The 25,265-nt window shown below is 52.6% G+C and carries 30 protein-coding genes and 1 tRNA gene; 25 read left to right on the top strand and 6 right to left on the bottom strand.

The annotated features are described in order from the left end of the window. Positions 1-216: 216 nt before the first annotated feature. The 4 genes from BLR08_RS20470 (at position 217) to BLR08_RS20455 (ending at position 3,598) form a co-directional block, all read left to right on the top strand. Entirely contained in the window at positions 217-975 is a 759-nt protein-coding gene (locus tag BLR08_RS20470; protein ID WP_072333946.1) for a ParA family protein, read from the top strand. Beyond that, a complete protein-coding gene (locus tag BLR08_RS20465) occupies positions 972-1,838 on the top strand; it encodes a ParB/RepB/Spo0J family partition protein (RefSeq protein ID WP_072333949.1) in 867 nt (288 codons plus the stop codon). The genes BLR08_RS20470 and BLR08_RS20465 overlap by 4 nt, the downstream gene beginning before the upstream one ends. 102 nt (positions 1,839-1,940) lie before the next feature. Further along, the gene (locus BLR08_RS20460) at positions 1,941-3,098 is read left to right on the top strand and encodes an aminotransferase class V-fold PLP-dependent enzyme (protein WP_371117543.1); all 1,158 of its coding nucleotides are present in this window, start codon (positions 1,941-1,943) and stop codon (positions 3,096-3,098) included. A gap of 20 nt (positions 3,099-3,118) precedes the next feature. Next, positions 3,119-3,598, top strand: coding sequence for a DUF4446 family protein (locus BLR08_RS20455; protein ID WP_072333955.1), 480 nt, complete (start codon positions 3,119-3,121; stop codon positions 3,596-3,598). Here the strand turns inward: BLR08_RS20455 and yyaC are convergent. Beyond that, a complete protein-coding gene (yyaC, locus tag BLR08_RS20450) occupies positions 3,573-4,208 on the bottom strand; it encodes a spore protease YyaC (protein WP_072333958.1) in 636 nt (211 codons plus the stop codon). The genes BLR08_RS20455 and yyaC overlap by 26 nt on opposite strands. A 193-nt stretch (positions 4,209-4,401) precedes the next feature. On the opposite strand from yyaC, the gene BLR08_RS20445 reads away from it, so the two are divergent. The 8 genes from BLR08_RS20445 (at position 4,402) to BLR08_RS20410 (ending at position 8,930) form a co-directional block, all read left to right on the top strand. After that, entirely contained in the window at positions 4,402-4,641 is a 240-nt protein-coding gene (locus BLR08_RS20445) for a putative Se/S carrier protein (RefSeq protein WP_072333961.1), read from the top strand. 15 nt (positions 4,642-4,656) lie between these two features. Next, entirely contained in the window at positions 4,657-5,538 is an 882-nt protein-coding gene (locus BLR08_RS20440; protein ID WP_072333964.1) for a mechanosensitive ion channel family protein, read from the top strand. Between the two features lie 44 nt (positions 5,539-5,582). Further along, positions 5,583-5,807 carry a DUF951 domain-containing protein gene (locus BLR08_RS20435; RefSeq protein ID WP_072333967.1) on the top strand — a complete coding sequence of 75 codons (225 nt, stop codon included), beginning with the start codon at positions 5,583-5,585 and terminating at the stop codon, positions 5,805-5,807. A gap of 75 nt (positions 5,808-5,882) precedes the next feature. Beyond that, a tRNA-Ser gene (locus tag BLR08_RS20430) sits at positions 5,883-5,973 on the top strand. Between the two features lie 222 nt (positions 5,974-6,195). Continuing rightward, positions 6,196-6,876, top strand: a complete 681-nt coding sequence (locus BLR08_RS20425) for a DUF6518 family protein (protein WP_072333971.1) — start codon at positions 6,196-6,198, stop codon at positions 6,874-6,876. Positions 6,877-6,901: 25 nt separating this feature from the next. Continuing rightward, positions 6,902-7,333, top strand: a complete 432-nt coding sequence (locus tag BLR08_RS20420) for an N-acetyltransferase (RefSeq protein ID WP_072333976.1) — start codon at positions 6,902-6,904, stop codon at positions 7,331-7,333. A 153-nt stretch (positions 7,334-7,486) separates the two neighbouring features. After that, positions 7,487-8,074, top strand: coding sequence for a sigma-70 family RNA polymerase sigma factor (locus BLR08_RS20415; protein ID WP_072333979.1), 588 nt, complete (start codon positions 7,487-7,489; stop codon positions 8,072-8,074). After that, on the top strand, positions 8,067-8,930 hold the full coding sequence (locus BLR08_RS20410; RefSeq protein ID WP_072333982.1) for a hypothetical protein: 864 nt from the start codon (positions 8,067-8,069) through the stop codon (positions 8,928-8,930). Before BLR08_RS20415 ends, BLR08_RS20410 begins: the two co-directional genes overlap by 8 nt. 154 nt (positions 8,931-9,084) lie before the next feature. On the opposite strand, the gene BLR08_RS20405 is transcribed toward BLR08_RS20410, so the two are convergent. From BLR08_RS20405 to BLR08_RS20390, 4 genes are all read right to left on the bottom strand, one after another. Next, positions 9,085-9,930 (bottom strand): MBL fold metallo-hydrolase, encoded by an 846-nt coding sequence (locus tag BLR08_RS20405; RefSeq protein WP_072333985.1) that lies wholly within the window; start codon positions 9,928-9,930, stop codon positions 9,085-9,087. Between the two features lie 332 nt (positions 9,931-10,262). Continuing rightward, positions 10,263-11,717: a SulP family inorganic anion transporter gene (locus tag BLR08_RS20400; protein ID WP_090586383.1), complete on the bottom strand. Its 1,455-nt coding sequence runs from the start codon at positions 11,715-11,717 to the stop codon at positions 10,263-10,265. Between the two features lie 266 nt (positions 11,718-11,983). Next, on the bottom strand, positions 11,984-12,241 hold the full coding sequence (locus tag BLR08_RS20395) for a hypothetical protein (protein ID WP_072333988.1): 258 nt from the start codon (positions 12,239-12,241) through the stop codon (positions 11,984-11,986). 146 nt (positions 12,242-12,387) lie between these two features. Then, positions 12,388-12,573: a YjzC family protein gene (locus BLR08_RS20390; protein WP_072333992.1), complete on the bottom strand. Its 186-nt coding sequence runs from the start codon at positions 12,571-12,573 to the stop codon at positions 12,388-12,390. A 214-nt stretch (positions 12,574-12,787) separates the two neighbouring features. Between BLR08_RS20390 and rpsF the strand changes: the two genes are divergently transcribed. The 13 genes from rpsF (at position 12,788) to BLR08_RS20325 (ending at position 24,840) form a co-directional block, all read left to right on the top strand. Further along, entirely contained in the window at positions 12,788-13,072 is a 285-nt protein-coding gene (rpsF, locus tag BLR08_RS20385) for a 30S ribosomal protein S6 (RefSeq protein WP_072333995.1), read from the top strand. Positions 13,073-13,136: 64 nt separating this feature from the next. Next, a complete protein-coding gene (gene ssb, locus BLR08_RS20380; RefSeq protein WP_072333998.1) occupies positions 13,137-13,670 on the top strand; it encodes a single-stranded DNA-binding protein in 534 nt (177 codons plus the stop codon). 45 nt (positions 13,671-13,715) lie between these two features. Beyond that, entirely contained in the window at positions 13,716-14,006 is a 291-nt protein-coding gene (gene rpsR / locus BLR08_RS20375) for a 30S ribosomal protein S18 (protein ID WP_072334001.1), read from the top strand. A gap of 363 nt (positions 14,007-14,369) precedes the next feature. Next, entirely contained in the window at positions 14,370-14,786 is a 417-nt protein-coding gene (locus tag BLR08_RS20370) for a CBS domain-containing protein (protein ID WP_072334004.1), read from the top strand. Positions 14,787-14,853: 67 nt separating this feature from the next. Further along, entirely contained in the window at positions 14,854-15,156 is a 303-nt protein-coding gene (locus BLR08_RS20365) for a MazG-like family protein (RefSeq protein ID WP_072334007.1), read from the top strand. 5 nt (positions 15,157-15,161) lie between these two features. Then, on the top strand, positions 15,162-16,094 hold the full coding sequence (locus BLR08_RS20360) for a DUF2232 domain-containing protein (RefSeq protein ID WP_072334011.1): 933 nt from the start codon (positions 15,162-15,164) through the stop codon (positions 16,092-16,094). Positions 16,095-16,142: 48 nt separating this feature from the next. Further along, positions 16,143-18,104: a DHH family phosphoesterase gene (locus BLR08_RS20355; RefSeq protein WP_072334014.1), complete on the top strand. Its 1,962-nt coding sequence runs from the start codon at positions 16,143-16,145 to the stop codon at positions 18,102-18,104. Further along, positions 18,101-18,544 (top strand): 50S ribosomal protein L9, encoded by a 444-nt coding sequence (rplI, locus tag BLR08_RS20350; protein WP_072334017.1) that lies wholly within the window; start codon positions 18,101-18,103, stop codon positions 18,542-18,544. Before BLR08_RS20355 ends, rplI begins: the two co-directional genes overlap by 4 nt. A gap of 221 nt (positions 18,545-18,765) precedes the next feature. Next, positions 18,766-20,124 carry a replicative DNA helicase gene (gene dnaB / locus BLR08_RS20345; protein ID WP_072334021.1) on the top strand — a complete coding sequence of 453 codons (1,359 nt, stop codon included), beginning with the start codon at positions 18,766-18,768 and terminating at the stop codon, positions 20,122-20,124. Between the two features lie 408 nt (positions 20,125-20,532). Continuing rightward, positions 20,533-21,066: a sigma-70 family RNA polymerase sigma factor gene (locus BLR08_RS20340; RefSeq protein WP_072334347.1), complete on the top strand. Its 534-nt coding sequence runs from the start codon at positions 20,533-20,535 to the stop codon at positions 21,064-21,066. After that, the gene (locus BLR08_RS20335; RefSeq protein WP_072334024.1) at positions 21,056-22,423 is read left to right on the top strand and encodes a DUF4179 domain-containing protein; all 1,368 of its coding nucleotides are present in this window, start codon (positions 21,056-21,058) and stop codon (positions 22,421-22,423) included. The genes BLR08_RS20340 and BLR08_RS20335 overlap by 11 nt, the downstream gene beginning before the upstream one ends. Positions 22,424-22,678: 255 nt before the next feature. Then, complete coding sequence (locus tag BLR08_RS20330) at positions 22,679-23,962, top strand: adenylosuccinate synthase (protein WP_072334027.1); 1,284 nt, start codon at positions 22,679-22,681, stop codon at positions 23,960-23,962. A gap of 134 nt (positions 23,963-24,096) precedes the next feature. Beyond that, positions 24,097-24,840 carry a hypothetical protein gene (locus tag BLR08_RS20325; protein WP_072334030.1) on the top strand — a complete coding sequence of 248 codons (744 nt, stop codon included), beginning with the start codon at positions 24,097-24,099 and terminating at the stop codon, positions 24,838-24,840. A gap of 50 nt (positions 24,841-24,890) precedes the next feature. Here BLR08_RS20325 and BLR08_RS20320 read toward each other — a convergent pair whose 3' ends face one another. Further along, complete coding sequence (locus BLR08_RS20320; RefSeq protein ID WP_072334033.1) at positions 24,891-25,151, bottom strand: hypothetical protein; 261 nt, start codon at positions 25,149-25,151, stop codon at positions 24,891-24,893. Between the last annotated feature and the right edge of the window lie 114 nt (positions 25,152-25,265).

The following is a 25,265-nucleotide window of genomic DNA, read 5'->3' as shown; positions in this document are numbered from 1 at the left end:
TGTTTATAGTTCTGCCTTGCCGCCATACGAAAAAATGATAGACGCATGCTAGGGAAGAATGAGAGCTTTACCGGTTATGTCACTGGAATACAAAGTGAGTTTTCCTGACGCTTACAGATCCTTTTTGTACCGATTGCTTGGTGTAGGCAGCGTTAAGACGTATGCTCCAATACCCGGCATACTCGGCTATCCTAGTATTTATTTGAGGTGAATAGGTTGTCTAAAATTATCGCCATCACAAACCAAAAAGGTGGGGTTGGCAAAACGACGACGTCCGTGAACTTGGGCGCTTCTTTGGCTTCGCTTGGGAAAAAAGTGCTGCTAGTGGATATCGATCCCCAAGGCAATACGACTAGTGGGATCGGAGTCAATAAAGCGGATGTGCAATATTGCATCTATGATGTGTTAATTAATGATGTTCATCCGAAGGACGCCATGGTCGATACAGCGATTCCTAATCTGAAGATTATACCGGCTACGATCCAACTGGCTGGAGCGGAGATCGAATTGGTGCCGACCATTTCGCGTGAAGTCCGTTTAAAGCGTTCTTTGCATTTGGTCAAGCAGCAGTTTGATTATATTTTGATCGACTGTCCGCCTTCTTTAGGTATTTTGACCGTTAATTCGTTGACCGCAGCCGATTCCGTCATTATACCGATCCAATGCGAATATTATGCGCTGGAAGGGCTTAGCCAACTGTTGAATACGGTGCGGCTCGTGCAGAAGCATTTGAATACGACCCTTCAAATTGAAGGCGTTTTGCTCACGATGTTTGACGCGCGGACGAACCTGGGGATGCAGGTAATTGAAGAAGTCAAAAAATATTTCCAACAAAAAGTATACCAAACCATTATTCCAAGAAATGTAAGATTGAGTGAAGCACCAAGTCATGGTCAATCCATCGTTACTTATGACCCGAGATCGAAGGGCGCTGAAGTATATATGGAGCTGGCGAAGGAAGTGATTGCAATTTGAGTAAGCGAGCTGGAACAGGACTAGGAAAAGGATTGGATGCCTTATTGCCTGCATTGAGTATTAACGATGACGACAAGGTTGTCGAGATTCCGCTGCCGCAGCTTAGACCCAATCCGTATCAGCCACGTAAACATTTCAACGATGAGACGATTCAAGAGCTGGCCTCCTCGATTAAAGAACATGGGGTCATTCAACCGATTATTGTGCGAAGTGTGCTGAAAGGTTTTGAAATAATAGCCGGCGAAAGACGGTTCCGTGCATCGCAGGCTTGCGGATTGGCCACGATCCCTGCCGTTGTTAAGAAGTTCACCGATCAGCAGGTCATGGAAATCGCGTTGATCGAAAATGTGCAGCGGGAAGATCTGAATGCGCTGGAAGTTGCGATCGCTTATCAGGCGTTAATTGATCAATTCTCGTTGACACAAGAAGTATTATCAACCAAGGTTGGTAAAAGTCGTTCGCATATTGCCAACTTCCTCAGATTGCTTCAGCTCCCGGAAGAAGTGAAGGAATATGTTTCACGTGGAACATTGTCTATGGGGCATGCGAAAGCAATCGTAGGGTTGAAGGACAAAAAGCTGATCAAAGCTTTAGCAGATACCGCTATCAAAGAACAGTGGAGCGTACGGGAACTGGAAGAGGAAGTCAAGAAGCTGGAAGAGAAGGACGACTCCAAGAAAAACAAGCTGAAGCCGAAACGTAAAGATCCGTATATTGATCAGATTGAAGAAAACCTTCGCGAAGTATATAGGACGACTGTCAAGATTAAGCACAACAATAATAAAGGCAAGATTGAACTTTTGTATTTTTCGAATGAAGATCTGAACCGATTGTTGGAGCTTTTGCAAGGCAAAACCTCGTAGATACCTCCATAGCATACCAAGGATCGGCCTGATAAGATCAGGGGATTCCAGGTATGCTATATTTATGTGAGAGAGAACATACAGCGGATAGGAGAGATGAAATTGTCTTCTATATATTTGGATCATGCGGCTTCCTCATGGCCTAAGCCGCCGGAGGTCGTACAGGCGATGGTGGCATGTATGGAGCAGTATGCAGCCAACCCGGGCCGTGGAAGTCATGAGATGGCCGTTAAGGCCAGCCGGACTTTATTTGAAGGAAGAAAACAATTAGCCAAATTATTCCGCGTGAAAAATCCTAATGATATTTCTTATGCATTAAATACAACGATGGCCTTGAATCTCGCTATCAAAGGATTCCTGAAGGAAGGCGATCATGTCATCTGCACGGCTGTCGAGCATAACTCCGTACGCCGGCCGCTAGAGTACATGAAGCAATCCCGGCATGTTCAGGTGACTTATGTCAAAACGGATAGGCATGGCCATCTACGTATGGAAGATGTGATCGCCGCCATCCAGCCGAATACCCGGCTCATTGTATGCAGCCATAGCTCCAATCTGCTGGGCAGCATCCTTCCTGTAGCCGATATAGGAGAGCTATGCCGGCAGCGCGGCATCACCTTGCTGGTAGACGCGGCTCAGACCGCAGGAACGGTCGATATTGATGTGAATGGGATGGGTATTCATATGCTGGCTTTCCCAGGTCATAAGGGGCTTCTGGGGCCTCAGGGGACAGGGGGATTGTACGTACATCCGGATATTGAACTCGAGCCGCTGCTTCATGGGGGAACCGGAAGTCAATCCGAGGCTGTCGAGCAGCCTAGCGTGCGTCCGGACCGGTTTGAGGGAGGCACCCAAAACACGCCCGGCATCGCCGGCTTGGTAGAAGGCGTCAAATGGATTCAGCGGGAAACTGTCGATCGTATTTATCGCCATGAGTGGGAGCTCACTCAGCAGCTGATGACAGACCTGCTGGAAATAGAAGGCGTACAGTTGCTTGGCCCTGAATTAGGGCAAGCTAAAACCGGCATCGTTTCCTTCACCGTCTCTCAAACCGACTCTTCGGAAATTGCCTTTATTCTGGATCAATCCTTCGGGATTGCTGTAAGAGCCGGTTATCACTGCAGTCCGCTCGCTCATGAAACAGCAGGGACGATGGAACGGGGAGCGGTAAGGGCAAGCGTAGGCTGTTATACGACCAAGACGGAGATTGAACAATTGGCTGCTGCAGTTAGGGAGATAGCGAAACATATGAAGCAGTAATAACGGATGGGGGCATGTGAATGGAACTACCGATTGAAGTTGTCATACTGGCTGCTGCCGTCATCGTATTTCTTTTTCTAATCCTGGTTATTGTCTTGTGGGTAAAGCTGAACAAACTTAAAAAAACATACACCGCCTTGCTCAATGGGACTACCGGAATGAATATAGAAGAAATCGTAGTCAATCTGCAAAACCAATATAACCTGGTGAAGGCGCAAAATGATCAAGCGGATCATGCCATCCAGACGATCCGTCAGGACATGACCCGCATGAAATCCAGACTCGGCGTATACCGGTTTAATGCCTTCTCGGAAGGTGGCACCGATCTTAGCTTCGCTATCGCACTCGTGGATGATGAAGGAACAGGGGTTGTACTTAGCGGGATACATAACCGGGAACAGACCTATGTGTATGCAAAACCCCTGGAAAAAGGGCAATCGAAATACGCTTTGTCGCCCGAAGAGAAGGAAGCGATCAATCGATCTTACCTAAAGGAATAGGCGTCCATCTGCGCTTCATCAGCAAGGCTGCATGAATAGAGCTGGCGATCGTCTCCGCCATCGTCATGACCAGGCTTAAGCGGGTATTCTGAAGCACGAAATATTCCATAAATCCGCCCACATTCACGATGCCTGTGACATGCATATCGCCTACCGGAGGCAGTTCCTTATTCACGCCGGCGCCAGGCTTAACGGGTCCTTGACCAAGTTGAATACAACCTACGCTGGTTAGCTGACCAAGGCATGCATCTACTGCCAATATATATGGATTGTTATAATGCTGGTAAATCGTCGTCAACGTATCGTTCAGATTCATCGCATGGACCGGGTTATCGAGAGTACCATACAGGTGAATGCCGCTTCCATTTAGATCCAGGCGTTTGAGTTGGGAGCCGACGAGGGGGCCAAGCGCATCTCCCGTAGAACGATCAGTTCCCACGCAAACGACGACAATCGGCTGATGAGCGGGTACATGCTGGATGCTGGCGAATAAAGCTTCGGATAAGAGCTCGATGCAGTTGGATTCGGAATGCAAAATTTTCATGGTTTGCAAGGATGAAGACGGTTCCTTGGCCTTGGGGGAAGAATCTTTCGAAAAAGGCAGCTTCATAATCAAATTCCCTCCTTGGGGGATGAGGTTGGCAGGGCTAGTAACATCTGGGCAAATAGAATAGTATTAGTATACGGTTCATAGAAACGTTTTATACGCGTTCTGCGAAAGAAACATGGAAATAAATGAAGGTTTTCAAAGAATAGACTCCTGTTTGGAGAACCATCACGAGAAGGAAGGGGGCGGCGCAGTCATGGCATTGATGGCTTTCGATTCGACTCAACAGGCTCTGCGGGCAGAGATGCTGCTGGAGTATGCGGATATTGAAAATGATATGTGCCCGACTCCCAAGGAGATAACGGCCGGCTGTGCCTTGTCGCTGGAATTCCCCAATGAAGCGCTGGAGAAAGTAAAGGAAATTGTAAAAAATGAAAGAGTCGAGATACGCGGCATTTATTTCAAATTGGATGGGAAGTATGTTACGATGGATTGAAGGGAGGGGAGCCTCATGTTTACTAACCAACCTCCGCTTCTGACCGAGGTCAAGTCGATTAAGGAGTGGGAGCAAAGCTGGACCGGCATGCAGCAGAAGTTTATTGCCTACATTTCCAACCCCGAGCTGTGGCTGGGCCTGCTGCTCATCGTCTTGAAAATTGCGCTTATTTATATCGTAGCCCGTGTTATAACGAAAGTCGCTCATAGAGCTGTCGAGCAGCTGATTGTGGCAAGGGATAAAAACCCGCTGAAGCTGGATACCCGGCGGACTAAAACAATTGGGAAGCTTGTAGGTAATATTATTACATATGTGGTAAATTTTATAATGATATTGATGGTTCTAGGACAGTTTCATATCGATCTAGGGCCGCTTCTGGCGGGTGCTGGGGTCGTCGGTCTTGCCATCGGCTTCGGCGCTCAAAGCTTGGTTAAGGACGTTATAACCGGATTTTTTATTATATTCGAAGATCAGTTTGCCGTTGGAGATGTTGTACAAATCGGCGCTTATAAGGGCAATGTAGAGGAAATTGGCCTTCGTATTACCCGGGTAAGAAGCTGGACTGGTGAAATTCATATCATTCCGAATGGAACGATTGCACAGGTAACGAATTTCTCTATTCATAATTCACTCGCTGTTATCGATGTGCCAGTCAGCAGGGAAGCGGATATTGCCAAGACAAGGAAGCTGCTCGAAGATACTATAAAAAAAGGGTATGAAGAAAACGTTGATTTGGTGAAGGAGCCTCAGGTGCTCGGAATCCAGAACGTCGGCGGATCGGAGATTACGCTAAGGGTAACAGCGGAGTGCAAGCCAAATACGGCCAGCAGCGTCACGCGAAAGCTCAACGAACAGATCCGTAAAGCGTTCGGGGAGGAAGGCATCGACATTCCTTAACCGGTGCTCAGAGAAGGAGAGAGAAAGGGGCGAGCAGGAGGCAGATGGAGAAAAAGGTGTATCAGCTGGGGGATGTCGTGCAGATGAAAAAGCCTCATCCCTGCGGAACGAATGAGATGGAGATTATTCGTATGGGGATGGACATCCGGATCAAATGTGTCGGCTGCAAGCATAGCGTTCTTGTGCCCCGCGCCAAGTTCGAAAGCAAGCTGAAAAAGGTGCTCCGCTCGAACGCTGAGGCGAATCCCGCAGGAGACGGCGAGGGATAAAAAAATAACCCCCAAGCCCTCTTGCATTTAGGGTAGGAAGTATGGTAATATACTACTTGTCCCTTTTGGAAATGCGGAAAGGTACCCAAGAGGCCCAAGGGGGCTGACTCGAAATCAGCTAGGCGGCTCGCGCCGTGCGTGGGTTCGAATCCCACTCTTTCCGCCATACATAAGAAACCAAGTGGCTCTAGGGTGGAGCCGCTTTTTTTGTTTAGCTGGCTTATCAGGGAATGAGGGTTATATACTACCAGAGCCTTTCTAATGTGTTTCAAACACGATTAGGGAGGTTTTTTATTAGGGCCAAACATCGCCCAGCTTGCGGGTCATGACAATGGGGAAGCTTCGGACGAGGATATGAGGAAAGCATGTATCTAAATCGGAGGGTATAATGGAAATATACAATAAGTTGAATCGGGTTAGAGCTGCGAATAAATCAACTGCAAAACAAAAAGTTTATTCAATAGGCATGGCTATTATTACCGGAGTGATTTTGGGATTACTTGCAAAAATTGTGGATAGTCCTGATTTCAACCCATTATTCACTAATATCGGTGATCGTCTTAGTGTATGGGTATTTGTTGCAACACTTTTATCGGTTTTCAGCTATTCGCCCCAAATGGCGGCTGTAAAAGTATTCGCCTTTTTTGGATCGATGCTTACCGCTTATTATGTTTACACAACGCTTGTGCTCCATTTTTTCCCGGAAAGAGAAATTGTTTTTTGGAGTATATGCGCGGCAGTATCTCCTATTTGTGCTTATATGATGTGGTATGCGCGTGGAAGCGGATTGTTTTCTAATATGGTTTCGGCTCTTCCAATCACAGTGCTGTTGGCAGAAGGGTTTGAATTACGGAACGCTTACTTACCCGTACACACACATTACTATTTAATCCCATGGCTTATGGGATTATATCTGATCATGATAGTTGTTTTGCTGCTTACCATCCCAAAAGGCCAAAAAAACCTATTGGCCATTCTACTAATAGCTATTTTATTATCTGTAATCCTGATATATTTTAATGTCTTTGCCCGTCTCTTCCCAGGGATGAACAGTGTGGGGCATCTATAATAGGAGCAATAAGGAGGAGCTATAAATGAAAATTAGACCGTTTCAACTAGAAGACATGGAACCAGTACTGGACATTTGGTTTAAGGGATCAGTCACAGCTCATGATTTTATTCAAGAAGAGTATTGGGCGTCTATGAGGCCGGAGATGAAGAATAAATATTTGCCAATGTCTAAGACGTATGTGATTGATCAAGAAACGAAGATCGTAGGTTTTGTCTCGATGGTTGATAATTACTTGGCTGCATTATTTATTGATGTTTCTCAACAAAAAAAAGGTTATGGAAAACAATTGTTGGACTTTGTAAAGAAACAGCATGAGACTATAACGCTTAGAGTTTATCAGAGAAATGCCAACGCAATTAATTTTTATTGCAAAAACGGTTTTGAAATCCTACAAGAGGAAATAGATGAAAATACATCTCAAAAGGAATTTTCAATGAGGTGGAGTATACTTTAATCGGAGACTCCTTACTAGCAAAGTCGAGTGGCCCAAGTGTCGGGCCGCTTTTTTTTTATAAACTGAAGACCTTTTGTTAATGCTTTTCATGGTACCGCGTATTCATATATGAAAAATTCTTTTACAGGCTGATAGTAGGAAGGAGGGAAGTATTTGGAGTACAGCACTCAAGCGGTAAAGAGGGAGATTTATTTGCAGGGGCAAGACAAGCTTCTTGGAGATGTTTTAACTACAAAACAGTTTTCCGAGATATATGAACAGTACTTCGACCGCGTTTACAAGTATATCTACTACCGGATTCAAAATCAGTATGAGGCAGAAGACATATGCAGCCATGTATTTGAAAAGGTCATTTCCAATTATCACAAGTTTTGCGAGGAAAAAGCTAAATTTGATGTATGGCTATTTGCCATCGTACGAAACACTGTGACAGATTTCTATCGTGCTCGAAAAAAAAGATTTCATTTTTCGCTGGATTCTGTTACCGAGTTCATTTTCCCCAAGCCGTCTCCTGAGGAGTTGGCGATCCGGGACGACGTTCATCAGGCATTGTTTCAGGCGTTGGCCAAGCTTCGCGACAAAGAGCGTAATATCATCGCATTGAAATTTGCCGCCGGTCTGAAAAACTCAGAAATTGCAGAGCTCTTGGGAAAAAGCGAGTCCAACATCGGTGTTGTAGTCCACAGGAGTTTAAGAAAATTACAAAAAATCTTGGAGACAGGTGGGCTCAAGGATGAGTGAAAAACAGAAACTGAAGCAATACGGAAAAGTCATTGAGCTGCTTGATAGTATGGAGACAGATAATACCTTGGCTAAAGAGCATATTTTTAAGCGCTTGGTACACAAAATCGAGACGGGAACTATACAATCGACAAAATCGAATAAGGACGGGATTTCTATGATGAAAAGCAAATGGAAAACGGCTGCTGCAGCCGCTGTCGCTCTAGTGGCTATTGGCGGGGTATTTTCGACGACCTCGTACGCCCAAGAAATAATTCAATCCGTTCTGGCACGTTTTCAAGTAGGCAATATGGAAATCGTTCAAGTTGATAAAGAACGACCGGTTCTCGGAAATCCTAATGGTTCTACGGACCAGGCGGGAGAAGCAGAGACGGGGAGAGTGGAGCTGCCGGCGCAGCCAAAGCTGACTCTGGAGGAGGCTCGTGCGGCAACCGGTATCAATTTCCCGGCGCCGTCTTGGATGGCTGATTATGAATACGTCAACACCGTCGTTCAAGGCAAAACGATGGTGGAAGTTCAATATAAGCAGGGCGAGAGAACAGTTAATTTCTTGATTTCACATGGCGGGAATAATGGCATTGAAACCACGGAGCAAGTTAAAACCGAGGTATTCGAAGGAACTAAAGTTTATTTCGCCAATGGAATCGTTATTTGGGAGAAGGAAGGATTCACCGTTGAGATGTACGCACGGGAGGATTTCGACACGGACACATTAAAGAAAATTATTAAAAGCTTTGCCGCTGGAACGCCATTGACGCAGGATCAAATCGATGATGCGAAATCAAAATTGGACAGTTTGATTCATACAGAAAGAGCAGCCCCTGCTCCTGCTGCCGCTTCTTTGGACAGCAAGTAAGGGGAAAGTAAAAGGGGCTGTCAAAAGAGCCCTAACCCGGGCTGAATAGCTTGCTCTTGTTCCGAAACCTTCCAAATTGTGTGCTTGCACAGTTTGGGAGGTTTTTTTAAATTTCTGTCCGGTCGATGACTTTCCCGGCTTTTTAAGGCGTAACTCAGTTTACATACTTTCCGTAATCAGGTACTGCAATCTGATCGAACTCGCGCACAAGCTTGCTGAGGCTGGCGGCCAGCAGCTCGCCGGACATCGGTAAGCCATGCCCAGTGACGGCCACCGCAGGCTTCAGGGCTTCTAAAATAGCGACCGATTCCTTGGAGGCCTGCCAATCTGTGGTCAAATACCGCGGAGGCCCGCTAATTTCCTGCTCCTGCGTCAGCACCTTATAAAGGTATTCCTGCTTCACCGTAACGAAGGCGTCTCCTGCAAGCAAAACGCGGTCCTTTTCCCTAAATAACGAAATATGGCCCGGCGAATGCCCCGGCGTGTGTATCCATTTAAAATCAGGCAGATGAGGTACTGTGCCGTCAGAAGGCAGCATGTGGACGTGATTGGTCAAGTCAATCGGTTCGATCGGGAAGAGAGGGGACATTTTCGCCACCATGCCTCCTTCGACCGTCGGGTCCGGCTCCGGATAGCTTTGCCGGCCGGTCAGGAAGGGCAGCTCCAACGGATGGGCGTAGACTGGCACGTCCCAGTGGTTGACCAGCTCGATAACAGCGCCGACATGATCAAAGTGGCCATGAGTCAACAGGATGGCTTTAGGACGGCTCTTAGGGCCAAATCGATCTTCGGTGACAGCTATAATGTCATTCGCCGACTTGGGCATACCCGTGTCAACGATCACGAATTCGCCGGTTGCCGGGCTGCCGACTAGGCAGAGATTGACGATTTGAACCGTGTAACAAAATAGGTCAGGCCGTATCTCAACCCCGACACCGCTCCGAACGGAAGTTGCCGGAATAAACATATAGTCGCTTCCGTAATTCTTTTCTCTATCCATGATTCATCCTCCCTAGACGGCTGATTACCCATCATTTAATATGGCTCAGGATATAAAAAAGCATCCGGTGTAACCCGAATACGCGTTGTGGATAACACAAGGAGCCGATAAAACGGCACGGCTTGTTGATAATTGCAAACCAAGCGGAGGATAACATGTCCGAAAAAGTTATGAACATGTGGATAAAGGCGCAGCCCAAGTTGCTCTATCTATTATCAACAGGTGTGTAAAAGCGTAAGGTCGCCTGCCTGATGGGCGGGGCAAAGCTGCAAGCGAAATAAAAAGAAGGACCTGGGGGATGACTCATCATCCTTCCTGGTCCTTCTTAGAGCTTAATGGCCTTGCGGTATGCTTAAGCCGGTTCGGTCGATGAGCGTCCGGCTCTCTTCATTAAGCCCGATGAGAGTTACTTCCTTGCCCAGACTCCGGTATTTGGCGATTGTCTTGGAGAGGGCCGTAACGGCTGAGTGATCCCATACATGCGACCCGGTGAGATCAACAACGACCCGCTTCGGGTCTTCCTGATAAGCGAAGGAGGCCAGCAGCGCCGATACGGTGCCAAAAAACACCGGACCGGATACCCGGTAGACCACGCTTCCGTCAGCTTGCAGGGAGGAAGCTACACGAATCTTGGACATCTTCCAGGCGAAGATGACCGCACTGAGAATAACGCCGGCGAACACGCCGTAAGACAGATCATGCGTAGCCACCACGATGGATACGGTCACGAGCATCACGACTGCATCGGATAAGGGCAGCTTGTTGATCCGAATGACCGAGCTCCAGTCGAAGGTGCCGACCGAAACCATAATCATGACGCCAACAAGGGCGGCCATAGGGATTTGCTTGACGACATCGCCCAGAACAATAATAAGAAACAACAGGAACACGCCGGCTACCAAGGTCGATAGCCGGGTACGGCCTCCTGACTTGACGTTAATCACCGATTGTCCGATCATCGCGCAGCCGGCCATGCCGCCGAAGAAGCCGGTCACGATATTGGCGACGCCTTGTCCCTTGACCTCGCGGTTTTTGTCGCTGGTCGTATCCGTCATTTCGTCAACGATGGTGGCGGTCAGCAGCGATTCCAGAATGCCGACCATAGCCAAGGAGATCGAATAAGGCAGAATGATCCACAGCGTGTCCAGCGACAGCAGTACCTGGGGCAGATGGAAAACCGGAAGCGCGCTCGTCAGCTTGCCCATGTCGCCGACCGTCTTCACATCCAGTCCGAGAGAAATCACCAATAGGGAGACGACGATGATGGCAACAAGAGCGGACGGCACTGCCTTGGTCAAACGCGGCAATCCGTAGATGATGACCAGGGTCAGCGCAACCAAAGCGTACATCAGCCAGCCGGCGCCGGTGAAGTGGGTCAGCTGTGCCATGAAGATCAGGATCGCCAGCGCATTGACGAAGCCGGTCATGACAGAATGGGGGACGAAGGATACCAGCTGCCCGAGCCGCAGCATGCCGAGAATCACCTGGAGCACCCCCGCCAGCACTGTGGCAGCGAACAAATACTCCAGGCCATGGTCCTTGACCAGATTGACCATCAGCAGCGCCATGGCGCCCGTCGCCGCCGAGATCATGCCGGGCCGTCCGCCTGTGAAGGCGATGACGACCGCAATGCTGAAGGAGGCGTAAAGACCCACCATAGGATCTACCCCTGCGATGATAGAGAAAGCGATCGCCTCCGGGATCAGGGCAAGAGCCACGGTGATGCCCGAGAGCATATCCAGCCGCGTATTGCTGAACCAGCCGTTGCTATTCAATTGTTTGTTCAAACCAATAATCCTCCTAGTTATCCGGTAGATGATGACTTTCCACTCTCAGAAAAGTCGGGGCCGATGTTCACTGTATGGCATTATACCTAAAATTGAGAGCGGATAAAAGAAATAACATCGTTTATGTAAGCGGTTAACCGAATTGTTTTCTTTCATATCCTATGATAATCGCCGTTTTTCGCTTGTCCCGGGTCAACAAAAATAATCCCGGGAGAGGACGCATGCAAGTACGCCTTCCTGGGATTATCATCCGTATCGATCCGGGCTTATCCGGACGAATGACGGCTGCGCCGGTAAACGGAAAACCGGTCCACGACATATCCTATCAATGTCCATGTCAAGGTTGTCAGCAGGTAGAGCAGCAGCGGATTGACATCGGTGTAGGTGAAGATCGGATAAAACCAGGCCGGCACGCTCAGCGCGTAGAACATCAGATAAACGGGGTCGTATTCATGGCCGAAAAAATGAATCAAGCATAGTGCTGCGCCGATCATGGTGAAGAGGGCTGTACATTTATAAGTCATCAGGTCAAAGCTCCTTTGCTATAGAAGGCTTGATAAACGGGCTGTCATCTGCCGATGTCGTATCACTTGGCTGCTTGGCTTGGGACCGGGCAAGGTTCTCCGGGCTTAAAAGCCCCGTCCCCCCTTAAGGCGGACGGGAGAGAGCGTCAGCCGCGGAACATGCGCTTCCACTTGCGATTGTGGTTGCTTGTCTCCGGGAAGGCATCGCCTTTTTTCAGCTTCACGATCTTCGGGTCGTTGATCCCCATATGGAAGGCATCTTCTCCAACTTCCATGTATTCGCCGTCGTTAGGCGCTTTGTCGCCGGGACGGAATTGACTCCATTCACCCATCACAGGTCACCTCCTGCTTGTAGATGTACCTATAGATTGACCGGGAACGGACGCCGGCATGTAGGTCAATAAATGGCAGGATTGCGACTTGCTTCGGCCTGTATATTCTGGTATAGTATTCAGGTGCGAGTTTTTTACCTAACGTATTATTCTCGCTCCTTGTTCCTGACGGTACAAGCCGGTCAGGGGCCATAGTCCAAAGGGAGGTGACAACATGCGCAAATATGAAGTGATGTACATCATCCGTCCTGATATCGAGCAAGAAGCGGTTCAGGCTACGGTAGAGAAGTTCCAAGGCATCATCAACAACGGTGGCGAAGTTACGAAGCACGATGTAATGGGTAAGCGCCGTCTTGCGTATGAGATCAACAAGTTCCGTGACGGTCATTATGTGTTGGTGCAATTCAACGCAACTAATGAAGTTATCGTTGAACTTGATCGTGTGATGAAGATTTCCGACGAAATCATTCGTTACCTGATCACGAAAGACGTAGCTTAATCAGTGCTGTAATCGAGCAAGCTGCAAGCAGCGATGCAGGCAGCGAATCCGGGAGGGAATGCGGATGTTGAATCGTGTAATTCTGATCGGAAGACTGACACGTGACCCTGAACTGCGCTATACGCCTGCAGGTGTGGCTGTGACCCAGTTTACCCTTGCAGTAGACCGGCCTTTTTCCAACCAAGGCGGGCAGCGGGAGGCGGACTTTATCCCGATCGTCACTTGGCGCCAGCTGGCGGAGACTTGCGCGAATTACCTTCGCAAAGGTCGATTGGCTGCTGTAGAAGGCAGAATTCAAGTGCGCAATTACGACAACAATGAAGGCAAGCGCGTTTACGTGACTGAAGTCATTGCTGACAATGTGCGTTTCTTGGAATCGGCGAACAGCGGAAACCGTGAAGAAGGCGGGGCATCAGGCGCAGGCGGCGGTAATTACGGCGGTGGCAGCGGCAATAGCGGCGGCGGCGGTAATTATGGCGGCGGAAGCGGAGGCAATGGCAACCGTGGCGGCTACGGCGGTGGACGCGATAACAATCAAGATCCGTTCCAGGACGACGGGCGACCGATCGATATTTCCGACGATGATCTGCCGTTCTAGCTAGAACGGTATGGAATGAATCTAACGTAGAAAGGATGGAGAACAATGGCATTTGAGAAAAGAGAACGTTCCGAAGACCGTGGCGAACGCGGCGAAAGAAAGTTCAGCGGACGTGGCAAAAAAGGCGGCAAGCGCCGTAAAGTTTGTTACTTCACTGTAAATAAAATCAAGCACATTGATTATAAAGACATCGAAACGCTGAAGAAGTTCATCAGCGAGCGCGGCAAGATTCTTCCGCGCCGTGTAACGGGAACTTCCGCTAAGTACCAACGCGCCTTGACGATCGCTATCAAGCGTTCCCGTCAAATCGCTTTGCTGCCTTACACAACGGAGTAGGATATAGGCCTAACGGCTTTATTAAAGAAAGGACTGACGCTCTCGTCAGTCCTTTTTTGGCATATCCGGGAGTGGAAGGACCGCTTGCGGCGAGCCGGGAGGAGATAAGCTCACCCAGGGTTTTTCAATAAGGGCAGGAACGTGATATAGTGAAAGAGCGGGAAAATTGGCCGGGTCGGAGGGGCAGAAGGGCAGCATAGAGCCTTGTGTTCCTTCATAAAGAATAATGACTGCCGAAGGCCGGATGATCGATCGGCTGTGACTCTTTTTCCTGCATGGCAGGGGGAAATCGAGCCTCCTTGAGGCCGGCAGGGTAAAGACCTGTTTGAACCGCCCGCATTATATGAAAGGTGAGGAGTCTTCTTGAATATCGCTTTTTTTCTAGTACCTAAGGACCAGGTTGTGTACTTATCTCCGCATTCGACGGTCAGACAAGCGCTGGAACGCATGGAATATCACCGCTATTCCGCGGTGCCTCTGATCGACGAGCAAGGCAGATACGCCGGTACGATTACAGAGGGCGATCTGCTGTGGAAGCTGAAGCGCTCGCCGGAGATCGGCTTCGAGCATGCGCACAAGCTGCAGCTGAAGGATGTTCCGCAGCATATGGCCATTCATCCGGTGCGCATCGATCAGCAGATGCAGGATCTGATCACGCTCGCCACCCGGCAGAACTATGTGCCTGTGATCGACGACAGCGAAGTATTTATCGGCATAATCCGGCGCAGCGAAATCATTGATTATTGCTTCAAGCTGTGGCAGTCCGAACAAAAGAACTAGGAGTTGTGGTATACTTAAATTAAGCGATTAAAGTGCCCGATGTAAGGGGAGAAGCGGCTTGTCATTTATGGATAAGGATGTCGACTTGGCCAAGCGGGCCAAAATTATCGAATGGCTGAAAACGGAACTTGTTGATCAAATGGCTCATCTGCTCAAAGGCATATGGGAAGGAAGCCATCATAAAATGATGGATGGGCTCGCCAGCCTGGTGGCCTGCTGTTATATTCTCGGCAGAAGGCTGGGCATCTCGCTGCGCAGTCTGGATGAAGCGGTGTTGGAGAAGATGAAAAAGCATCGTGAAGAAGGCCATCAGCTTGAGGAATGGTACGGCGATATATCCGCTTTAGAAGATCACTTGCGTAAGAGGTGAAGGGCTTGCAAGAAACGCAAAAGCCGCGGATGCTCGTTTGGAGCATCGTTTACATTGTAACGTTATTATCGCTTTTCCTGCCGCCTGTGCTGCTGCTCACGATGTTTTTCCTGCTGGTGCCGGTGCTGGTGATGTATGTACGGCTGGGAACCAAAGCGTTTCTTATTCACTACGTGGCTTGTCTGGCCATCGTGTATGTGCTCGTATCGATTCTGCTGGCAGGCTGGGTCGGCGCGCTGCTCGTGGCGATTTCCCTGTTCCTGCTGCCTCCGGTATTTCAGATGGGCAATCTGTACAAAAAGCGCGCCCCGGCCCGGAACGTACTGACAGCCGGAGCCGTCACGCTGCTTGCGGAGCTGCTTCTCAGTCTGGTGATCGCCCAGCTGTTCGGCCTGAATCCGATCGGCAAGTTCAAGTCGCTCATGATCGAGTCGTTCAATATGTACTCGCCACAGATGAGAAGCTTGATCGGCATCGATGTCGATACGCTCGTTCAGCTGTCCGTGCAGATGCTGCCTCTGTATATGATCGTGTTCTCCCTTCTGTATACGATCATATCCCATACGATCGCCAGACGCTTCCTGGTGCGGGCGGGCGAGTCGATTCCCGCTTTCCGTCCGGTGAAGGACTGGATGCTGCCGAAGTCGTTTATCTGGATCTACGTCATCGCGCTCGTGCTGGAGATGTTTGCGAAGGACACTCAGTCGACCGTGTTTACGCTTGTCTTGAACCTGCTGCCGCTGCTCAGTACGGTGTTTGCGATTCAAGCCATCTCGTTCTTGTTCTTCGTAGCTCACGTCAAAAGATGGAACAAGACGCTGCCGATTATCGGCATTGTGCTGCTGCTCGTCTTCCCGCCGGCCTTTTTCCTGCTCAGTCTGGTCGGGGTGTTCGATGTGGCGTTTCCCATCCGGGACCGCATCAAAAGTAAAGGCTAGATCTCCGGAATCGGAACCTGCGCAATTCAGCAGATTGGAGCGAATGAAATGCCGAAGTTCTTGTTGAAGCGTTGGCGCGGCTTGCATATGTACGGGTTGCTCGGCCTTCTGCTCGCATTGATAGTAACGGTGTCGGTATTCGAATGGCGGCTCGGGGTCGTCTTTCTTGTCTTGGCTGTGGGTGCGGCGTTTTTGCTGTACCGGGCCGAACAGGAGTTCAGCCGCGGCTTGACCGACTATATCAGCACGCTTACGCTCCGGGTAAAGAAGGCCGGCAGCGAAGCCATGCATGATCTGCCGCTCGGTATCGTCTTGTTCAATGAGGAGAAAGTGATCGAATGGCATAATCCGTTCGTTGCCCGCATGTTTGGCAAGGATACGCTGATCGGCGAATCGCTGCCCGAGCAGTTTCCTGCTCTGAAGAACCGCAAGGAAAAGGAACTGCGGATGGAGATGACGCAGGACGGCCGTATCTATGAGGTCCAGATCAAGCCGGAGGAGAGGCTGCTGTACATCACGGATATGACCGCGCTGCGCACGCTGCAGACGCAGGCGAGCGAGGAACAGATCGCGATGGGCATCGTCATGATGGATAATCTCGACGAGGCGACGCAAGGGCTTGACGATCAGTCGCGCAGCATCATGATGGCCAAGGTTACCGGCGAGATTACGGAGTGGGCGCAGAAGCACCATCTGTACTTGCGCCGGACGGCGTCGGACCGGTATTTCCTCGTGATGAACCAGAAAAGTCTGAAGCTGCTGGAGCAGTCCCGGTTCGAAATTCTCGATGAGGTTCGCGACATCACGATTGAGAACAAGCTGCCGATGACCCTTAGTATCGGCATCGCCTCCGGTGCGGCTTCTCTGCCGGAGCTCGGACATTGGGCGCAGACGAGCCTCGACATGGCGCTGGGCCGCGGCGGCGACCAGGCAGCGGTGAAGATGGGCGAGCGGCTGTCCTTCTACGGAGGGCGCTCCAACGCCATCGAGAAGCGGACCCGGGTACGAGCGCGCGTAATCTCGCATGCGCTGCGGGACTTGATCCGCGATAGCGACAATGTGCTGATCATGGGGCATAAGCTGCCGGATATGGACTCGGTCGGAGCGGCGATCGGCGTGCTGAAGATGGCCCATGTGAGCGGCAAGGAAGGCTACATCGTACTCGAGGGCATCAATCCGGCCATTCAGAAGCTGATGGAGGCGATCCAGGAGGACGAGCGGCTCAATCGCTGGTTTATCACGCCGGAGCAGGCGCTGCAGATTACGGGTTCGCGTTCCCTGGTCGTCGTCGTGGACACGCACCGGGCTGCGATGGCCAGCGAACCGCGGCTGCTGCAGATGACGCACCGGAGGGTCGTCATCGACCATCACCGCCGCAGCGAGGACTTTATTCATGACGCTACCCTCGTCTACATGGAGCCGTACGCCTCCTCAACCTGTGAGCTGGTGACGGAGCTGCTGCCTTATTTCAACGACCGGCTGACGATGGGCGTGCTGGAGGCGACGACGCTGCTGGCCGGCATCGTCGTCGATACGCGCAGCTTCAGCCTGCGGACGGGAGCGAGAACCTTCGAAGCGGCCTCTTATCTGCGGCGCAACGGAGCGGACTCTTCTCTCATCCAGCGGCTGCTGAAGGAAGATTTGGATCAATATATCAAGAAATCGGAAATTATTAGAAATGCCGTTGTCATCTTCGATCATATCGCCCTGGCCGTAGCGGAGCCGGGACGTAAATATTCTCAGTTGAACATTGCGCAGGTAGCTGATACATTGTTAACTATGACAGGGATCATGGCATCATTTGCAATCAGCGAGCGCAATGACGGGCTTATCGGCATCAGCGCCAGGTCGCTCGGGCAGATGAATGTTCAGGTCGTGATGGAACGGATGGGCGGCGGAGGTCATTTGACCAACGCGGCTACGCAGCTGGAGGGCACGGTAGCGGAAGCTACGCAGCGCCTGAAGCAGGTATTGAGTCAAATTCACGCCGAGGAGGGGCTATTCGAATGAAGGTCATATTGTTGAAAGACGTGAAGGGTCAAGGCAAGAAAGGCGAGATCAAGGAAGTATCCGAAGGCTACGCAACCAACTTCCTGTTTAAACAGAAGCTGGCTTCCCCTGCTGTCGATTCGGCGATCAAGGCGCTGGATCAGCAGAAGAAGGCGGAAGAGCGCAAGAAAGCTCAGGAGAAGGCAGACGCCGAAGAGCTGGGCCGCCGTATCGCGGAGCTGACCGTACAGCTCAAGGCGAAGTCCGGCACGGACGGTCGTCTGTTCGGAGCCGTGTCCAACAAGCAGGTAGCGGAAGGTCTCGAGAAGCTCGGCATCAAAGTAGACAAGCGCAAGATTGTGATGGAAGACGCCATCCGCACGCTCGGCGTGACCGAAGTGGTTGTGAAGCTGCATCCGGAAGTCACTTCGAAGCTGAAGGTGCAGGTCACGGAAGAGTAGCCGGCAGCTTGGGTCGCCCGCGAGGGAGAGCGGGCTGCCCGGGCGAACAAAGCGAGTCTACCCGAGAAGATACGGAGCCGGTACGCATGGTGTGCCGGTTCTTTGTTGTTGCGGGGGCGGATGGACAGGGAGCGCGGCTCCGGTGGGCATGGTCGTCCGCCCGGCTCTCATACCGATAATCGTAGGCAGGCAGAGCGAGTAACCGGGGGGAACGAACTAAGATGAGTATGAACGAAAGCTTATTTATGGACCGCGTGCCGCCGCAAAATCTGGAGGCCGAGCAGGCGGTGCTCGGGGCGATCCTGCTCGACGGGGACGCCCTGGTCACCGCGATGGAGCGGATTACGGACGAGGATTTTTACCGCGGAGCGCATAAGCATATATTCGAAGCGATGATCGAGATCGCCGAAGCCAATGAGCCGGTCGATCTGATCACGCTGACGGCCCGGCTGCAGGACAAGCAGCAGCTGGAGGAAGTGGGCGGGATCTCCTACTTGTCCCAGCTGGCCAATGCGGTGCCGACTGCGGCGAACGTCGATTATTATGCGCAGATCGTCGAGGAGAAGTCGATGCTGCGGCGGCTTATCCGGGCGGCGACCCAGATCGTCTCGAACGGCTATGCCGGCGAGGACGAGGTAGGGACGCTGCTCAGCGACGCCGAGGCGCGGATTATGGAGATTTCCCAGGCGCGCTCGGGCTCGGGCTTCATCGCGATCCGGGACGTGCTGATGGAAGTGTTCGAGAAGGTTGAGATGCTCTTCAACCAGAAGGGCAGCACGACCGGGATCAAGTCCGGCTTCTCGGATCTGGATAAGATGACGTCCGGCTTCCAGCGCTCCGACCTCATCATCGTGGCGGCCCGTCCTTCCGTAGGGAAGACGGCGTTCGCGCTGAATATCGCGCAAAATATCGGGGTCCGGGAGAAGGAGACCGTCGCCATCTTCTCGCTGGAGATGGGCGCGGCCCAGCTCGTCCAGCGGATGATCTGCGCCGAGGCGAACGTCGATGCGGGACGGATGCGGACCGGCTTCCTGGAGCCGGACGACTGGGAGAAGCTGACGATGGCGATCGGCTCCTTGTCGGAAGCCAATATATATATCGACGACTCGCCGTCGGTGACGGTGGCCGATATTCGCGCCAAGTGCCGGAGGCTGAAGAAGGAGAAGGGGCTTGGCATGATCCTCATCGACTACCTGCAGCTGATTCACGGCCGGGGCAAGGGCGACAACCGGCAGCAGGAGGTTTCCGAAATTTCGCGTACGCTCAAGCAGATCGCCCGTGAGCTGGACGTGCCGGTTATCGCGCTCTCGCAGCTGAGCCGGGGCGTCGAGCAGCGGCAGGACAAGCGGCCGATGATGTCCGACCTTCGGGAGTCGGGATCGATCGAGCAGGATGCCGATATCGTAGCTTTCCTGTACCGGGACGACTACTACGACAAGGAATCCGAGAAGAAAAATATTATCGAGATTATTATCGCCAAGCAGCGGAACGGTCCGGTCGGGACAGTCGAGCTGGCGTTCTTGAAAAACTTCAACAAATTCGTCGGTCTGGACCGCACTCATCAGGAGCCGGCGAGCTGACCGCGGATCGCTAGCTGCCTTGGCTTGCTCCTCCGGCGAGAGAAGCGGATTGGCCTGGATATATGGTATGGCCTGACAGCCTGGGTATGGTCCCGGGCTGTTTTTTTGGCGTGTTGGGAATTTAATAGGACGGAGTATAGCGGAACTCAGCGACCCCAAGCGGGTGAAATCGACCGTTAGAGTTCCAGGCGTCCGGCCGCGTCACCCGTCTCTCGTCTGTCTGTATGTAAAGACGCCATGAGGCGATCACCCTCCTCGTCCCGGATTGCGTGACCAGCCCTGATGCCGGAAGGGGTTGGACGATTGGACAGTCGAAGGTCAAATTTTTACAAGGCTGCGAACCTTTCGACGTGCCCGCGTATCTAATCCATATCCAAGACGAACCGAGAGGAGGGAAGCCGCTTGCAGATGGAGGACGATGTGAAGCTGGCCAGGCAGGGAGACCGCGAAGCATTCATCCGGTTGATCCATGAGTTGGAGAACGGGCTCTATGGCGTAGCCAGGTCTATGGTTACGCGGGACGAGGATTGCGCGGATGCGATTCAGGAAACGATCCTGAAGGCGTACCATGCTATACCCGGTCTGAAGGAGCCGCAATATTTCAAGACCTGGCTGTTCCGTATACTGATTAACGAATGCAACAGCATCTTGAAGAAGAGAAAGCGCAGCATCCCGTCCGATACGCTGGGCGCCGGGATGGCCGTTGCCGGAGCGTCCAGCGACTATGACCGCGTGGACCTGCGGACGGTGGTGGACAGGCTGGAGGAGGGGCTTCGCGTCGTGGTGACGCTGCATTATTTCGAGGATATGCCGCTCAGGCAAATATCGGAGGTGCTGGGTACGCCGGAAGGAACCGTCAAGTCCAGGCTGCACCGCGCCCGTCTGCTGCTGGCCGAATGGCTGGGGCCTTCTACGGAAAGGATGATGAGCTGTGAATCGTAAGCCGATCGACCCATCATGGGAAAGCCTGCTGCAGCAGGCCAAATACGAGCCTTTGCCGCCGCTGCCCCCTGTCGTCCGGGAACGGATCGACAGCACGTTGTCCGCTCTGCCCGAACAGCGCAAGCGCCCCAGACGCTGGCTGCCCCGTCTCACGGGTGGCGTGGCCGCCGCCGCGCTTCTGGGCATAGGCGTGCTTGGCACGGGGTTTGTCTCGCCCGATATGGCCGCCGCATTGCGCCGTGTGCCGCTGGCCGCGTCGGTGTTCCAGCTCGCAGGCGACTTCGGCCTTCGGGCTGCCGACGAGAAGGGAATGGTCACCGAGATTGGCCAGACCGTGACCGACCAAGGGATTACGCTCCGAATTACGGAGGTGATGTATGACGGAGTCCGGCTGTCGGTGGGCTATATGCAGGAATCGCCCGGGAATGTAGGAGAAATGAGCGGCGGGGGAATCCGGTTCCATGTGAACGGGCAGGAATACAGCGGGCCGTGGAGCGGCGGCGGAAGCTATATGGACCCGCATACCTACGCGGGGGTTCTGACGCTGACGCCGGAGCAGGAGCTGCCCGATCAGTTTACGTTCGGGCTGACGACCACCCGGATCGGGGATACCAGCGGCATGTGGTCGTTTGAATTTCCGGTGCGCAAGATGGCGTCGAACAATCGGGTGGTGATGCCTATGGCTGTGAAGTCCGCAGGCGAGCTTACCCTTACGGTGAAGAGGATCGCCTTTACCCCGGGCTCCACGGAGCTGGTGGTGGAGTATAGAGCGCCTCGGAATATGTTGCAAGCCGGACAGCTGATGCAGTTTCAGATGACCGACGATCAAGGCGTGATGCTGGAGCAGCAAGGGGGAAGCGGCTCGGGGGAGCGGCAGGGGGAGATGGAGATCTCCGAATGGAGACAACAGTTCGGCCCGGCCCGGCGCATCCCGGAATATGTGGTCATCCATCCGTACGTGGACGGACCCCGGACAAGCGGCGGTCAGGCTTCCGAGACGCGCGTACCGCTGGAGCGTTTGCCTACGGAGGAAGAGCCTCTGGCGCTCTCTCAAGGCGCCGCCGGCCGGCTGCTCGTCACCCGGGTCGAACGTCTGTCGGATAAGACACTCGTCCATTACCAGGCCGAAGGGGCTTCGCCTCACCTGCAGGGCACTTCCTTATGGATAGAGGATGAAGCGGGACAAAAACACTTGCCTCCGGGCAAGCGGACTACCGTCGTCGACCCGTACGCGTACAAGTGGATTCGCGAGTTTCCCGCGTTCGGTCCGAATGAGAAGCTGACGCTGGCGACCCGGCAGATGGAGCTGCCGGAGTACGAGCAGGAGCTGGAATTCGTCATCCCGGTCGGCAAGTAAGCGGGCGATTCCGGGGAAGAGCCCAAGAAAGGCGCGTTCGGCGCAGAGAGACAATATGCGGACTCGGAATGGCCGGAGCGCTTTTCGGCGGGCGGTTCTGACGCCGGATGAACGGTTTCCGAACATTAGATAAGGGGAATCGGGAATCGTTCGTTTTTATTGACTTTGCCAGCGGGTACTGCTAAACTAGTCATGGTGTCATGCGCCTTCAGGGCAGATCATGGGTGGTTTCCACCTCGCGGGGGTAGTGCAAAAATGTCAACGGTAGTAGTTGTCGGAACCCAATGGGGAGACGAAGGAAAAGGGAAGATTACCGATTTCCTGGCAGAGTCCGCAGACGTCGTAGCGCGTTATCAAGGCGGTAATAATGCAGGACATACGATTCTCATCGACGATAAAAAATATAAGCTGACGATGATTCCGTCAGGTATTTTCAATCATGACAAGGTTTGCGTCATCGGTAACGGGATGGTTATTAATCCGGGCGCATTGCTCGAAGAAATTCAATATATCCACGATAACGGCTTCTCTTCGGATAACCTCAAAATCAGCGACCGGGCGCATGTGATCATGCCGTACCATCTGCTGCTCGACGGGCTCGAGGAAGAACGCAAAGGCGATAACAAGATCGGGACGACCCGCAAGGGGATCGGTCCCTGCTATATGGATAAGGCTGCACGCAACGGCATTCGGATCGCCGATCTGCTGGATGCGGAGGAATTCGAGCGCAAGGTGCGTCATGTCGTAGCGGAGAAAAACGTGCTGATCGAGCAGGTATACGGCTCCAAGGGGCTGGACGCGGATTCGATCATCACGGAATACCTCGGCTATGCCGAACGGCTTCGCAAATATGTGACCGACACATCGGTCGTTCTGAACGATCTGATCGATGAAGGCAAGAAGGTGCTCTTCGAGGGTGCTCAAGGCGTGATGCTGGATATCGACCAAGGCACGTATCCGTACGTCACTTCCTCGAATCCGTCGGCCGGCGGCGTGTGCATCGGCTCGGGCGTAGGCCCGACGAAGATTCACCAGATCATCGGCGTAGCCAAGTCGTATACGACGCGTGTCGGAGACGGGCCGTTCCCGACGGAGCAGATCAATGAGACCGGCGACTGGATCCGCGAGCGCGGCCATGAGTACGGCACCGTAACCGGACGTCCGCGCCGCGTAGGCTGGTTCGACAGCGTCGTGGTGCGCCATGCGCGCCGTGTCAGCGGCATCACCGGCTTGTCCCTGAATTCGCTGGACGTGCTGGCGGGACTCGAGACAGTGAAAATTTGTACGGCTTACAAATACCGTGGCGAATTGATCGAGCATTACCCGGCCAGCCTGAAGATGCTGGCGGAATGCGAAGCGGTCTACGAAGAGCTGCCGGGCTGGAGCGAAGACCTGGGCGGCGTACGCAGTCTGGAAGAGCTGCCGGCCAATGCCCGCCGTTATGTAGAGCGGGTATCGGAGCTGACCGGAATTCCGATCGCGATCTTCTCGGTCGGCCGCAACCGCGAGCAGACGAATATTGTCGGTAAAATTTATTAAGATCAGCTGCTGAAGAAGCGAGCCTGCGGGGCTTCGCTTCTTTTTTGTTGCCTCCCGCCCGACTGATTTCCCAGAAAAAGGTCCATACTAGAGAGTAGAGACTTGCGATGGGATAGAAGGAGAGATGAGCGGAAGTGAGAGGATTGAGATGGTTAATCAAGCTGCTCGTAACGGCGTTCGTGACGGCCGGCTGCTGCGTGGCGTTTACGTTCATGACCGTGAACACCTATGTCGATATGATTCTCGAGCAGCTTCACATCGAGCGTCCGGCGACAGCCCAAGTGGAATGGGGAGCATTCCTGAGCCGGTTTGCGGGAGGATTCGGCTCTCTGGCCGGGACGGCGGCGGCGGGATCTTCAGGTGCAGATGGCGTTGCGGACGCTACAGGCGCAGGCGCTTCGGGGAAAGCGTCCTCCGGGCCGGAGAAGGAGAATGCGGTAGCGGCCAGCGGCGGCCAGCCGTCTACCGAGACGGGATCAGGCTCAAGCACCGGCAAGGGCGATGCAGGCTCCAAGACTCCTCTGGGGCAGCCGGACCCTTACCGGGTGCCGGAGGATGCCGTCGCCGTCTGGAGCCGTCAGTCCACGCAGAGCGGCAGCTCCGGCTCCGGGGCGGCCGGCGTTACGGAGGAAGAGCGCCGGGTGGTCGTGTCGAGCGAGGAATTCACCAAGAAGAAGGATCAGCTGTCCGATCAGGCCAAGGCTAAAATATTCTCCATGCTGGTGACCCGGATGCCGCCCGAAGAGATGCAGAGCATCTCGCTGCTGATGGAGGACGGCCTCACGGCGGCGGAGATGAAGGAAGTGGAGACGATCCTGCAGAAGCATCTGAAGCCGGAGGAATTCCAGGACTTGCTGGCCATCATAGGAACGCCCTGAAGCGCTGTGCGGCGCCTCAGGGCGTTCGTCTGTTTCCGGTAAGCTTATAATTATAGCTGGCCGCCGCACTGGATAAGCGTATCCTCCGCCTGACGGCGTCTGGACGACTCTACGAGAACCTGAAGCCGATTCATCGCCATGGGAGGATCTGAGGCGCCTGCCTGCAAGGACAGCGTCTGCCAATCGGTGTAGAAGCTGTCCGTCGAGCCGGCTTCCGCAGCCTTGATATGAATGACTCCCTGCTCCCGGAGCGCGGCTACCGCCCGCTCCAAGTCCTGCTGATTTTGAAATTGCGCCGTTAAAGTTTCCATTGCTTCCCTTCACACTCCCGCCACGTTTTTTACTCATAGTGTGGTATAATATACAATTTTGTTGAAATAGGTAGAGTCAATGTGGTAAATTTATTAAGTCTATTGTTGTGCATC

It is taken from the genome of Paenibacillus sp. cl123, from assembly GCF_900101595.1.
Taxonomy (GTDB): domain Bacteria; phylum Bacillota; class Bacilli; order Paenibacillales; family NBRC-103111; genus Paenibacillus_G.
The sequence above is the reverse complement of the archived record's forward strand: the minus strand, read 5'-3'. Positions and strand labels throughout refer to the sequence as shown.